The 12,538-nt window shown below is 37.4% G+C and carries 16 protein-coding genes and 1 riboswitch; of the genes, 9 read left to right on the top strand and 7 right to left on the bottom strand.

The genetic code is table 11. The annotated features are described in order from the left end of the window. Positions 1 to 125: 125 nt before the first annotated feature. Positions 126 to 410: a hypothetical protein gene (locus BkAM31D_RS21190; RefSeq protein WP_066160170.1), complete on the bottom strand. Its 285-nt coding sequence runs from the start codon at positions 408 to 410 to the stop codon at positions 126 to 128. A gap of 250 nt (positions 411 to 660) precedes the next feature. On the opposite strand from BkAM31D_RS21190, the gene BkAM31D_RS21185 reads away from it, so the two are divergent. Continuing rightward, positions 661 to 1,275 (top strand): DUF421 domain-containing protein, encoded by a 615-nt coding sequence (locus BkAM31D_RS21185; protein ID WP_306807419.1) that lies wholly within the window; start codon positions 661 to 663, stop codon positions 1,273 to 1,275. Positions 1,276 to 1,453: 178 nt separating this feature from the next. On the opposite strand, the gene BkAM31D_RS21180 is transcribed toward BkAM31D_RS21185, so the two are convergent. Continuing rightward, entirely contained in the window at positions 1,454 to 3,013 is a 1,560-nt protein-coding gene (locus tag BkAM31D_RS21180) for a BCCT family transporter (protein WP_066160168.1), read from the bottom strand. A gap of 287 nt (positions 3,014 to 3,300) precedes the next feature. Between BkAM31D_RS21180 and BkAM31D_RS21175 the strand changes: the two genes are divergently transcribed. Further along, complete coding sequence (locus tag BkAM31D_RS21175) at positions 3,301 to 3,696, top strand: hypothetical protein (RefSeq protein ID WP_066160164.1); 396 nt, start codon at positions 3,301 to 3,303, stop codon at positions 3,694 to 3,696. A 101-nt stretch (positions 3,697 to 3,797) separates the two neighbouring features. Here BkAM31D_RS21175 and BkAM31D_RS21170 read toward each other — a convergent pair whose 3' ends face one another. After that, positions 3,798 to 4,802, bottom strand: a complete 1,005-nt coding sequence (locus BkAM31D_RS21170; protein WP_066160160.1) for a DUF3231 family protein — start codon at positions 4,800 to 4,802, stop codon at positions 3,798 to 3,800. A 199-nt stretch (positions 4,803 to 5,001) separates the two neighbouring features. Here BkAM31D_RS21170 and BkAM31D_RS21165 point away from each other — a divergent pair, with 199 nt between their 5' ends. The 5 genes from BkAM31D_RS21165 to add all read left to right on the top strand — a co-directional run bounded on the left by BkAM31D_RS21165 (position 5,002) and on the right by add (position 8,642). Beyond that, a complete protein-coding gene (locus tag BkAM31D_RS21165; protein WP_066160157.1) occupies positions 5,002 to 5,649 on the top strand; it encodes a YdeI/OmpD-associated family protein in 648 nt (215 codons plus the stop codon). A gap of 119 nt (positions 5,650 to 5,768) precedes the next feature. Continuing rightward, positions 5,769 to 6,245 carry a GNAT family N-acetyltransferase gene (locus BkAM31D_RS21160; protein WP_066160154.1) on the top strand — a complete coding sequence of 159 codons (477 nt, stop codon included), beginning with the start codon at positions 5,769 to 5,771 and terminating at the stop codon, positions 6,243 to 6,245. Between the two features lie 29 nt (positions 6,246 to 6,274). Further along, positions 6,275 to 6,799 (top strand): GNAT family N-acetyltransferase, encoded by a 525-nt coding sequence (locus BkAM31D_RS21155; protein WP_066160151.1) that lies wholly within the window; start codon positions 6,275 to 6,277, stop codon positions 6,797 to 6,799. A gap of 65 nt (positions 6,800 to 6,864) precedes the next feature. Continuing rightward, on the top strand, positions 6,865 to 7,413 hold the full coding sequence (locus BkAM31D_RS21150; protein ID WP_066160147.1) for a GNAT family N-acetyltransferase: 549 nt from the start codon (positions 6,865 to 6,867) through the stop codon (positions 7,411 to 7,413). A 62-nt stretch (positions 7,414 to 7,475) separates the two neighbouring features. Then, a riboswitch (purine riboswitch) is annotated at positions 7,476 to 7,574 on the top strand. 72 nt (positions 7,575 to 7,646) lie between these two features. After that, positions 7,647 to 8,642, top strand: a complete 996-nt coding sequence (gene add / locus BkAM31D_RS21145) for an adenosine deaminase (RefSeq protein WP_066160145.1) — start codon at positions 7,647 to 7,649, stop codon at positions 8,640 to 8,642. 45 nt (positions 8,643 to 8,687) lie between these two features. Here the strand turns inward: add and BkAM31D_RS21140 are convergent, their stop codons facing one another. Continuing rightward, positions 8,688 to 9,860: an MFS transporter gene (locus BkAM31D_RS21140; protein ID WP_157076922.1), complete on the bottom strand. Its 1,173-nt coding sequence runs from the start codon at positions 9,858 to 9,860 to the stop codon at positions 8,688 to 8,690. An 81-nt stretch (positions 9,861 to 9,941) separates the two neighbouring features. On the opposite strand from BkAM31D_RS21140, the gene yeiL reads away from it, so the two are divergent. Further along, positions 9,942 to 10,613: a transcriptional regulator YeiL gene (gene yeiL / locus BkAM31D_RS21135; protein ID WP_066160142.1), complete on the top strand. Its 672-nt coding sequence runs from the start codon at positions 9,942 to 9,944 to the stop codon at positions 10,611 to 10,613. A 72-nt stretch (positions 10,614 to 10,685) separates the two neighbouring features. On the opposite strand, the gene BkAM31D_RS21130 is transcribed toward yeiL, so the two are convergent. Next, positions 10,686 to 11,252 carry a GNAT family N-acetyltransferase gene (locus BkAM31D_RS21130; protein WP_066160139.1) on the bottom strand — a complete coding sequence of 189 codons (567 nt, stop codon included), beginning with the start codon at positions 11,250 to 11,252 and terminating at the stop codon, positions 10,686 to 10,688. Positions 11,253 to 11,375: 123 nt separating this feature from the next. Here BkAM31D_RS21130 and BkAM31D_RS23790 point away from each other — a divergent pair, with 123 nt between their 5' ends. Next, entirely contained in the window at positions 11,376 to 11,546 is a 171-nt protein-coding gene (locus BkAM31D_RS23790) for a hypothetical protein (RefSeq protein WP_157076921.1), read from the top strand. 24 nt (positions 11,547 to 11,570) lie between these two features. Here the strand turns inward: BkAM31D_RS23790 and BkAM31D_RS21125 are convergent, their stop codons facing one another. Together BkAM31D_RS21125 and BkAM31D_RS21120 are read right to left on the bottom strand one after the other, a co-directional pair. After that, positions 11,571 to 11,753, bottom strand: a complete 183-nt coding sequence (locus tag BkAM31D_RS21125) for a hypothetical protein (protein ID WP_066160136.1) — start codon at positions 11,751 to 11,753, stop codon at positions 11,571 to 11,573. 20 nt (positions 11,754 to 11,773) lie between these two features. Further along, complete coding sequence (locus BkAM31D_RS21120) at positions 11,774 to 11,968, bottom strand: hypothetical protein (protein ID WP_066160134.1); 195 nt, start codon at positions 11,966 to 11,968, stop codon at positions 11,774 to 11,776. Positions 11,969 to 12,538: the final 570 nt, after the last annotated feature.

Below are 12,538 nucleotides of genomic sequence, written 5' to 3'. Positions count from 1 at the left end.
CCTCCTGCGATGATGTAATAGTACAAACATTCAAATTATAGCATAGGAGGCAATGAAGGGACGGTTCTCTTGCTTCTTTCGTTTCGCTAAACGAAGGAAGCGTGCGAACCGTCCCTTTGCTATTTTCACTTCACCGACGCTGCAATCTTATTTAATTGCCCAAGCAAAGTTGTCTTATCTCCACCACAATAGAAAGCTGTTAGCAATTGATAGCAAGTGTTCATATCGACTAAATAACAAGCGTGTGTGCTCATGTCGTAAATAAAATGACTGAGCTCTTCTCCTTTAGAACCATCAACCACTTTGTAGTGCCCAAGCTCAAATAATTCACGCATGCCATTTTGAGCTAAAGCAAGAAATTCATCTCTTGAAACTTCTCTAAGTGCGACTAAACCTAGTTCTCCATTCATTTTACTACCTCCAGTATGTTTCTTATGGTTATTCTCTTTACCATTTTAAATATAGTAAAGAGATTTTTCTTTTATGTCCTAGCGTTTGTATTTTAACATAATTTGATTTTGGGTTTAATTAAAGTGCCTGTCACTCCCCGGAATATGTCGAAATCCTATCGACAAAATGCGGGAGGTGACAGGCACGGTAATATTTCTCCACACCGTGGAAATAACTAACCTAAACTTGTGCAGAAATAGGTGAAAACATATGGAGGTTTTAAAAGAGTCAGTTATTATATTGGCGAGAATTATTACGATCTTCCCGTTCTTTTTATTAATAACGCAATATATGGGTAAACGCTCGATTGGAGAAATGCCTATTTTCGATTTCCTTATTATTATGACTTTAGCCAATGTTGTAGGGGCCGACATTGCTGATCCGAATGTAAATCATGTGTATACGTATTTAGCTATTATAGTTATTCCACTGATGCAAAGGTTAACTGCTTACTTATCAATTACACATCGAAAAATAGGGAAAAAGATAACGTTCGAACCTACGCTAGTCATTCAAGATGGGAAGCTTTTAGTGGAAAACTTAAAAAGGATTAGGTATAGCATCGATAACGTGTTGCAAATGTTACGACAAAAAAATATTTTTGATATAAGTGATGTTGAAATTGCCATTATCGAAGCAAATGGGCAAATAAGCGTGTTAAAAAAAGAAAGTAAATTAGAAGTAACGATCGAGGATATTAATTTAAAAAAGAAAAGCAAAAGTTTGTCTTATCCATTAATCGTAGAAGGGAAAATTTACGAAGATATATTAACCTATCTAGGTTTAAACCGACAATGGTTAATTGCTGAATTGCAACGAAGATAGGTTGCACAACTAAATCGCGTCTTCTTCGCTTCCATTAATGACGACCGCGAACTTCACGTTTCCTTAAAAAATGAACAACAACAGATGCCGCCTATTTACAACTAAGTGCCTGTCACTCCCCGGAATATGTCGAAATTCTATCGACAAAATGCGGGAGGTGACAGGCACCATTATCTTCCTACGCTATTTTCTTTTCTTTCGCAGCTTCAACAGAAGATACAATCCCCTGTTCTCTAGCCATTTGCTTTGCAATCTTTGGTGCACTCCATAGTGGTGGAAGGAGCAAGATTGATACAGGTACTGCCGTGACCACAATAAAGTTTTGTAATGCCTGTATACTGCCTTCACCGATTGTTAATAGGACTACGGATAACATCCCAAACAAGATGACCCAAAAGACTCTCATCCATTTTTGGGGATGATCTGTACCTTGTATGGTTACGGCTACTGTATATGAAATCGAATCAACGGTAGTCGATACAAACACAATACTAACGATTAAGAACCCAATAGCGAGCCAGAATCCCATAGGTAATTGGTTCATAATGGCCATGACGGTCGCGGGCATTCCGCCATCACTTAAAGGGCCTGAAATCGAACCGGGATTCGTTAGTTCATGAGATAATCCAGTACCACCAACAACGGCAAACCAGAAATTACTAACGAGCGGAGCGATAATCGATACGGCTACAATAAGCTCTCTGATCGTACGACCGCGCGATATTTTACTAATGAAAATTGCCAACATCGGGGCATATCCTAAGAACCAGCCCCAGAAAAAGATCGTCCAATACCCAAGCCAAGCTTGATCTGCGCGATATAAATTCATCTGGAAAAAATGCTGCAATTGAAAAGCTTGAGCACCAATAAAAGAATCTATTAAGAACATTGTTGGTCCAATAATGAGAAGGATCGCTGTTAATAAGACGACAAAGATAACATTTAAACGACTTAAAAATTGAATCCCTTTGTCAACACCACTTGCGACAGATATAGCAGCAATCAGGATTAATGCCCCAACAATGATCATATTCGTAGTTAACGTATTTGGAATATCAAATAAAAAATGAAGACCATACCCAATTTGCAAACCTAAAAATCCGATCGGACCCATTGTACCTGCAGCAACTGCAATAATGGAAACAATATCGGCAGTTGAACCAACGATGCTTTTCTTAAAAATCTTTTCTCCGAAAATAGGATACAAAATGGCACGTGGTTTAAGTGGATATCCTTTATGATAATGTGCATACATGAGGACAATGGTTGTTAAAGTCCCTAAAGATGCCCAAGCTAAAAAGCCCCAGTGGACAAAACTTTGAGATAAAGCCGGTATAATGGCCTCTTGCGGAGTCATTCCATCACTTGCAAACAACGGTGGAGTTGTTACAAAATGATAGATTGGCTCTGATGCAGCCCAAAATACACCACCACTAGCTAGAAGCGTACATAGAATCATAGAAATCCAACGAAAATTACCATTCTCCGGTTTCTCCATTTTTCCTAACTTCACATTTCCATATCTCGAAAAAGCTAAGATCATTCCAATTACAAAATTTCCTAATAATAATAATTGCCAATAAGCACCAAAAAATGTGACAGACCAATTGAAGGAATTAGTTACCCAACCTTCAACTCTATTAATATCAACTAATGCAAAAATGACAAAGAGGAATAAAAAACCTCCACTAACGGCAAATGTAGTCCAGTCCGTTTTCAAACTCATTCTTGTTTTCATCCTTTTCCTCCCCAAAAATAATCTTCCATTGATAATCCTTGATGTCTTGGGGAAAAGATTACGGAACTGAAGGGCCACTTGCTGTCTTACTAAATCGTGTACACCTATAATAGTCGTCTAAGATAATTTCACCTACCTCTCTGTTCATTCAATTAATTGAAAGAAGCTCATTACCCGAATGTTAATAGTTCAACATTATAGTAATAAAACATCACTCAGTCAAACGACTGTATCTTTTTTGGAATATTAAATGTAATTGGACATACCCAATAGAAAGGGGGAGTTCTATGAAAAAGCGTATTATGAGTATGAGTGTTGTAGCAGTTATTATCATATTAGGAATCATAATAGGAACAACGATTGTTATGGGAAAGGCAGATGATAAAGAATCTGTAAGTACAGTTGAGGATACGGGTATGGCAGTGGTAAATCAAGAAATGTTCACTTTAACGTCTGCTATCTCAGATGGACTTAACGACTATGATGGTATTGGTGATATACACATTGATTACCATGAGCAAATAACGGTACAAACTTCATTAGACAGTTCTGACATTGATAAAGCAAAAGAAATCCAAAAGTCTGTTGAAGATCTATTAAAATCTGAAGAGCTTGAATCGATATCTAATATAGAATCTTATCAAGTTTCCTTACTCAATAAGGATGGAGAATTGATAAAATAAACGTAAGGAGAGCGATAGCTGATTAAAGGTTATCGCTTTTCCTTGTAGAAGTAATTTAATACATATAACACCTCCAATATACGGGAGGTGCCATTTAACGATTATGTATCTTTTGCAATTTTTTTCCTATTAGGTGCAAGCGGTGGCTGTTCTAACCACTTATATTTTGTCATTATGGTGAACCATTCTTTAGTAACCATCAAGTTCTTTAATATAATCTTTTCATAAGTTAGTGCAAGGTCTGTTCTCATTGCTGAAGCAAGTCCAGTTCCATGATAGGCTTGTGCAGTTTGTAATAGAAATCCAATGTGGTACAACATTAACTTATCTGAAAAGGGAGAATCCTGAGAAGTTGTAACTTCTGTTTCCCATGACATTGGCACAGGTAAATTATCTGATTGAAGTATTTTAGCAAGTGTTTGAATTTGTCCATCTGAGGTTTTTTCCGATGACTCTAAAAATTCCCTCACTTCTTTTGATTGTGTCACTTGGCTAAAAGCAATAGAAAGTGTTTTTTCTAATATTTTCTTTTTAATATTAAACGAAAGACTGATAATTTCAGTGGCAGCTAATGGGCGTTTGTCACCAAAAAAGCCATCTAAAAATTGTTGACCCGTAACAAATTCAGGAGTTGCTTCAGGGTAAAAGTAAGGGTCTCTTTGAAAGTGCCCCTTTTCCAAAAGTAATTCAGTCGTTTGATGGTACATTTTTTTTCCGTCATTATCGCAAGAATCGTAAAAATACCTTAAATCCTTTCTTACAGATGCGCTAAGTGATGTCATGTGACCTAGCAAACCATGTAGCGTCATTATGTGCAAGTAATGTAAACAGAATGTGTCGGAGAACAGCCTTTTTACCCCTATATTAAGGTCTGAATCAGTAAATCCAATGGGGACTGGAAATCCTTCATTTTCTATAAAGGTAGCGATCTGTTTTTTTTGGTTATCAAAAATCATGATGGCTTCTTCAAATAATTGTTTTATCTTTTCATCCTCTATGATCGATACCATATATTTGTTTACAGTATCAACGGCTGTTCCGTTTACATATTCCATCCACAATGTCCCTATTTCAGCAGATGTGAGTTTTAACTTATCTTTTTCCATAATAGTCACCTCATAAATATAATTTACTAATTCAGATAGAATTAGTATTTAACCGATGATCAAATATATCCAGTCAAGTAATTAAAAAAAGTTTAATTAGAAAATTGCACTAACGGAGAGAGTTAGAAAAAACAATCTAATTCCCAGTTACTACTGATGTATAATGACAACAACTATTGACGAAACGAAGGAGAACACTATGACAATTATTAATAAACTAAATCTGAGTAAATATAAAAAAATGGTCGTGCTTAATCAACCTAGTGATTATGATTTGTTTAATGGATATAGGACGGAACTATCAGGAGACCATGATGCTATCTTCATTTTTGTTGAAACTATTGAAGAAATGGTGAATCAAACTCAAAAAGTGATTAATGCCGAACAACTACAAGAAAAAGGCTACTTGTTTTTTGCATATCCGAAAAAAGGGAACAAGCGATATGAGACGTTTATTCACAGAGATGAAATTTTTCCAACAATGAAAGTAGATGAAGATGGGTATGTGGAAAATAGCGATGTGAAGTTTTCACGAATGGTAAGTATGGATGATGTATTTACGGTCGTTGGATTAAAGCGTGAGAAGAAGAAAGCAGAAAAGTCTTCAGCTACTAGTCAATGTGTAGCAGATTACGAAGAAAATGTTGAAGATATAGAAGGGCTATTAACAGATCATCCAAATGAATTAAAGTTTTATCAGGAACTAACACCAGGTTACAAAAGGGATTGGGCTCGCTATATTTTCTCAGCTAAGCAACAGAAAACTCGTGATAAACGCCGAATGCAAATGGTTGATGTCTTATCACAAGGATACAAATCAATTGATTTGTATCGTCAAAAAAAGTAATAGTTCTTCAACTAAAGAGCTTTCGCTTGGGAGCTGTTTGTTGCAAAGACCATTCTTTCTGTAATTGAAGTAACGAGGCTGCATTCCTTGAAAAAGAAAAACATGGGAAAGGTGATTTGTTGATACGTCCATATAGATTAGAAGATAAAGATTACATAGTAAACTCCCACTATGAGTTATACAATAAAGAATTTGGATACGATTTATCTTTTCGAGGTTTTATAGAAGAAAGTGTTAATGGGTTTATTGAACGGGCAGACTCCGATGAGAACATTTTCATTTTAGAGGTTGATAAGAAACAAAGTGGTTCCGTAAGTATTAAAAAGGTTAATGACACTACTGCGCAATTGGGTTTATTTCTTGTTGAACCTAACGTTCGAGGGACTGGATATGGAAGGAAGTTAGTCGAAACAGCTATTAACTTTAGCAAAAAAAATGGGTTTAAGAGGATTGTGCTTTGGACTAATAGCGAACTGAAATCTGCAAGGCAACTTTACGAGAGATTTGGGTTTAAATTAAAGGGAAATCAAATTCAAATGCTTTCCAATAAAGAACTTACCGAAGAAAAATGGGAGTTAGTGTTAGTGGATAATTGATAATACTTGGCAATCAAAGGAGGGTTTTTTTGAAATTTAGCACTGATAGATTAACGATTAGGCCGTTTCAGAGTGAGGATCTTCATGATGTCTTTCATATTTACAAGAACGAGGAGACATGTAAATATCTCTTACATGATAAGTGGACAGATGAAAATATGCTGAAAAGATTTAATGAAAAGGTAGAAAATCGTTCACTCGTAAAAGGTACAACTTTAAGTTTAGCAGTAGTAAATCAAACGAAAGTGATAGGCGATTTATCTGTGTGGTATACAGATATGAGAGATACTGTTGAAATTGGTTATAGCTTTTCTGAGGAAGTTTCAGGAAAGGGTTACGCTACAGAGGCCGTGAGTTCCTTGGTTAGGATGTTATTTCATGAATTTCAAGTGCATCGTATACAAGCCAACCTCGATGCAAGAAATATAGCATCACAAAAGTTGTGCGAGTGTATAGGTATGAGAAAAGAAGCTCACTTCATTCAGGATTTTTGGAATAAGAATGAATGGACAGATAGCCTTATATATGGAATGCTGCTTTCAGACTTAAAGTAATGCAACAGGGAGTATAATGACTGTCCTTTATAGGTTAGTCAAAAAAAGTTATACAGGGGGAATACATGGAACCATTAATAACAGAAAGACTACTACTAAGACAATGGAAAGAATCTGACAGCAAGGACTTATATGAATATGCTAAAAGTGAAAAAGTTGGTCCGAATGCTGGTTGGCCGCCGCATAAAAATGAAGAAGAAAGCAAAGATATTATAAAAATGTTTATAAAAAATAATGATACTTATGTGGTTGTTTTAAAGGCGGAAAATAAAGTCATTGGTGGGATTGGTCTTCACGATCGAAAACCTGACGATCGTCTTGCCGAATTAAAACAGAAGGAAATAGGCTATGTGTTGAATCCTGAATATTGGGGAAGAGGAATTATCCCAGAGGCGGTAAATGGTTTACTTCAACATGGTTTTAATGAGCTGCATTTAGATTTGATATGGTGTGCGCATTTTGATTTTAATCATAACTCAAAAAGAGTAATCGAGAAATGTGGTTTTACATATAGGTTTCAAAAAAATGAAAAGCTAAGGTTGTTAGATAATAAAGACGTTATAAATTTATATTATAGTATGTTGAAGTCTGATTATATGGGGCGAAACAGGTAATGATTAGAAGATGTCTGACAACCTGTTGACAATCTATCAATATTTTATTATTCTAGAAAACATTAAAGAATTTAATATAACTTCGTATAACTCCAATAATATGGTTTGGAGGTCTCTACCAGGAACCGAAATTCCTGATTACGAAGAGAGTGCAAAAGGTGTCTTTTGTATTTTCTTCGTAGTCAGGAATTTTTTTGTATATAAATGTAAAATTTCATTTCAGGAGGTCAAACATGAACTTTTTAGCATTGCCAAAAATTGAACTTCATTGTCATTTGGATGGAAGTCTTCGGAGTGAGACGATTATTGATATTGCCCAAGAGGAAAGCATTCAGTTGCCCTCTTATGATAAGGATGAGTTACAAAAGGAGCTGGTTGCTCCGTTGCAATGTGAGTCGCTTGATGAGTATTTAAAACGATTTTCTCTTCCTAATTTGGTTATGCAGTCTGAGAAGAACTTACGTAGAATTACGTTTGAGCTGTTTGAGGATGCAGCGAAGGAAAATGTGAAATATTTAGAGGTTCGATTTGCTCCGTTGCTTCACACAGTAAAAGGTCTTGATGTGGAGGACGTGATTCAATCTGTCATAGACGGAATGAGGGAAGCTGAGAGCCGTTACGAAATAAAGGGAAATATTATTCTGTCATGCATGAGAACGATGTCTACAGAAAGTGCATTCGAAGTGGTTGAAAAGGGAAAACAGTTCCTTGGAAAAGGTGTAGTAGCCATTGACCTATGTGCATCAGAAGAAGAAGGGTTTTGTGAAAGATTCGTCGAGCCAATTACATTAGCGAAAGAATATGGCTACAGAGTTACGATTCATGCTGGTGAAACGGGATTTGGTAGAAATGTTCTAGAAGCTGTTGAACGTTTGGGAGCTGAGCGAGTAGGACACGGAGTATTTATAAAAGATTGTGCGGAGGCCTATGAGATCGTAAAGGAAAGACAGGTCGTGCTGGAAATGTGTCCAACGAGTAATGTTCAAACAAAAGCTGTTCAACATTATTCCGAACACCCGATTTATGACTTCCATCAAGATGGAATAAAAGTAACGATTAATACCGATAACAGAACAGTATCTGATACGACAATGGAAAAGGAAATCAATGTAGTTAACGGGGAATTTAACTTAAGCGAAGAAGACTACCGACAAATTTATGTAAATAGTGTAGAAGCATCCTTTGCCGACCGAGAAACGAAGGATTGGTGCTTAGCACAATATAAATAGAACAAATTGGAACCCTTATTCAACTTGAATAAGGGTTTTGATCAATTATGCTACAGAGGAATCTAAATATCTACCTTCGACTTTTCGATATTGAAGCGCGAGCCACATCGACGGTATCGTACAAATAATCATTCCGATAAAAGCATATCTTGGCTCGATTTCGTATAAAAAGCCACCGAACAATGTGAAGACTGCCGTACTCCAACTAAGTGCAAAGGCTGAGTACAGGCCTTGCGCTTTTGGAATCTGCGCAGGTGTAAGATGGTTGATCAAGTATTTCATAAAGGCATAATGCCCCATTGCGAATGAGCAAGCATGCAGCACTTGTGCTATAGAGAATACAATCACATTAGGAAAGGCAAATACGAGGATCCATCGTATCGTTGAACCTAGTGCAGCCAGTGCCAACAACGAGCCAACGGAAAAACGCTTGAATTTCTTGTCGGCAACAGCAAAGAAAATAATCTCTGCGAGTACGCCAATATTAAGAATAAGTCCAATCAAGTACTTTGGCGCATGGATTTCCTGTAAATAGATATAGCCATAGCTGTAATAAGAGGCGTGTGCAGCTTGTAATAAAATCACGATCACAAGCACTAAGCCAAAGTTCTTTATACGGAGTAAGCTCATCATTCCTTGCTTTTTGGTAGGATCGACTTTCGGCTTTTTCGATAGAATAGCCGGTGAATGCACAAAACCTAGAATGACGAATAGGAGAGCCCCGAGTAACATCGCCCATAAGATGACTTCATCACCCCATGCTCCTGTAAAAAACGTTAAGACCATACCCGCAACAACAAATCCGATCGAACCATAGGAACGGCTCTTGCCGTAATCCGCTAATTGTTTATGTTGTACAAGTGTACCAGCTACAGTATCCAAAGCTGGCATTAACGCTGGATAGAACAAATGCAAAAGCAAAGTAGCCAATAGCAAGTCAGTGAATGAAGTTGCCGGAATATAACTCAATAAGCTGATCATCGTCCCAATGGACATGACATGTAATAAAGTTTTACTACTAAATTTCTCTGAGAAATAAGGAAATACGAACAAAGTAGAGAGACCGCGAGCAACCAATCCTAGGCTCATAATCAAACTAGCTTCGGAAACGGTAATCCCTTTTGTATAAATCATCCATCCGGTCCAATACGGAAGGAAAATACCCCAAGTCAGAAAGAAACTAAAAAACTGACTACTCATCCAACGTTGTGTGTTCAATGTTTATCACCCCAATGGTTGCATAATATCACGGAGGTTCTTACAATAATATGAGATATCTCATGTTTTGAAAGGTGATATATGGAAATTTATAAAAGCACGAAAAGACAGCGCTATTTAGAAGAACACTCCATCGCACATTTGTTTTCATTTCCGATCGATGAATTTATACAAATTCACGAATATCAAAGGGACGAATGGATTATTCAAGAAGGCATGAGGCCGTATTTCCTCTATTATATAGTTGAAGGAAAAGCCAAAATATATGTGACACATCAAAACGGGAAAGTTTCCTTAATTAATTTTATAAAAGAAAACGACTACATTGGGGAAATGGAATTATTAAATGACGTGTACTATACAAAAGGAATCCAAGCCTCAACGAAGACGATCTGTTTTGCTCTTCCGATTCATCACTACCGTACACAATTGCTAGAAGACGCCAAATTCCTACGTGAATTAACCAAATTTCTAAGTGTGAAAGCATCCCTTATGGCCGCAAGATACTCTCAAAGCCTTGCTTTCCCACTAGAAAACCGGCTTGCCGATTTCATCTTGGAAACGGCAGATGAAGGGGTATATAAGGAGAAACACGTTACGGTTTGTGATTATTTGGGCGTCTCTTACCGGCACTTATTGCATGTGCTAACGCAATTTTGCGAAAAAGGCTATTTGCAAAAGCAAGGACGAAACTTTGAAATTAAACAGTACGAATCCCTTTATGATCTTGCTCAGCTTTTGAAACATAAGTGATCATAAAGAATAGCCGATTGGTTTTGATGAAAACCAATCGGCTTTTGAAATGCCTATTCAGCCAAATCTAATTCATAATGAAAAAATTGAGAATCCCTTTTGTACCCACTCCTTTTTCAAGATCCCCATTTTAATCGCATCAAAATATTCGCCATTTACGATTCTTGCATCTCGGATTCTCGCTTCTTCTTTCATCCCTAATTTAGCTGCGACCTTCATCATTCTTACATTCCCTGACCACGTTGACATCCCTAATCGGTGTACAGTAGTGGACGTGAAAAGATAGTCAATCCATAGTTTATAAGCTTCAGAGCCATAGCCGCCATTCCAAAAGTCACTGTCATAAATAACGATGCCAGTCTCAAGCCAATTCGTGTTTCTACCTACCCAGTAAGAACCAACGTAACCAATCGCTTTCCCTTCCGATTTTATAACAAGGGAAGCAGGGATGTTTGGAAAAATCTCTTCTTCCCAAGTTTTTTCGTACTCTTCTTTAGTTACTTTTTCTTCTGGAATATAGGGGCCATTCCACTTCTTTGCTTCTTGTTTCTTCTCCTCATATTTCCAAAAGTACAACTCGTTAATATCCTTATCCGTTGCTTTTTTTAACACGACTTTGTTGCCTGAAATTTCAACCATAGTGAAGTATCGCCCTCCTCCTCCAATAAATCTCCCTTATGGGTCCCATCATGTCGATATGTATGTTACGGTTATAGTAAGAAAAGGAAACTTCTACCTTTAAGATAGAAAGGATTTTTCTCAATGGATTTCTTAGTCAGTACTCTTTTTACGATTTTTATGTATGCTTGGATCGGATCTTTAGCAGTTGTCGTCATTGCGCTTGGAGTCTATGTTGGATTGCAGATGCACGTTAAGGCAGAAGAGAAGAAGAAACGAAAGCAGCAGTCTCTAGAAGATGGAGCTCGGCGTTAATCTCCTTGTCAGATTAGCGCCTTTTTAAAACAAATGTGGTTTCAAAAAAGAAAGATAAGCGACATACAACATAATATAGAGCACGCCACTTAGTGAATATATTAGAAGAAATCTCTTCACATTCTTCACGCGATGAATGACAACCCCGCCAACTACAGACCCAATGAGTAACGGTAGTAAAAGGACGATCCATAACTCTATGTTCATCTCCGGCTCCCCCTATGAACTTACTCCTGCAACGTCTTAATCAACTCTTCGAAATTATCATTAAATCTGCTTAATTCATAATCATTGATTCCACTGTCTGAACGGTTCCCCGCCTCCCTAATTGCACTCGATATCGTCGATCCAGCATAGATGATGCAAATACTTAAAATAATGATTGCACCAGTCAAAGTCAATCTTGGCTTCTTCTCGCTCAAGGCAATTCCCCCTTACAAATTCGATACGGTACGATTAAGTTTAAGTGTAACACCTTAGAGGACGTATTTACCATATATTGTTAGAGTTTGATAGGAGTGGGAAGGACAAGAGGGCGTTTTCTAGGACAAAAAGGGAGCAAAAGAGGAGAGAGAAGTCCAAGAGAAGCGTTTTCTAGGACAAAAAGGGAGCAAAAGAGGAGAGAGAAGTCCAAGAGAGGCGGTCTAAGGGACAAAAAGGGAGAAAAAGAGGAGGTGGAAGTCCAAGAGAGGCGGTCTAAGGGACAAAATGAGAGAAAAAGAGGAGGGAGAAGTCCAAGAGAAGCGGTCTAAGGGACAAAAAGGGAGAAAAAGAGGAGGTGGAAGTCCAAGAGAAGTGTTCTCTAGGACAAAATGAGAGAAAAAGAGGAGGGAGAAGTCCAAGAGAGGCGGTCTAAGGGACAAAAAGGGAGAAAAAGAGGAGGGAGAAGTCCAATAGAAGCGTCCTAAAGGACAAAATACGAGAAAAAGAGAAAAGACCTGTCCTTAAGAGACGTCCTAAAAGCCAATCCCCCTTAGCGATCACCGCATGTG

This window comes from Halalkalibacter krulwichiae, assembly GCF_002109385.1.
GTDB lineage: Bacteria > Bacillota > Bacilli > Bacillales > Bacillaceae_D > Halalkalibacter > Halalkalibacter krulwichiae.
The sequence above is the reverse complement of the archived record's forward strand: the minus strand, read 5'-3'. Positions and strand labels throughout refer to the sequence as shown.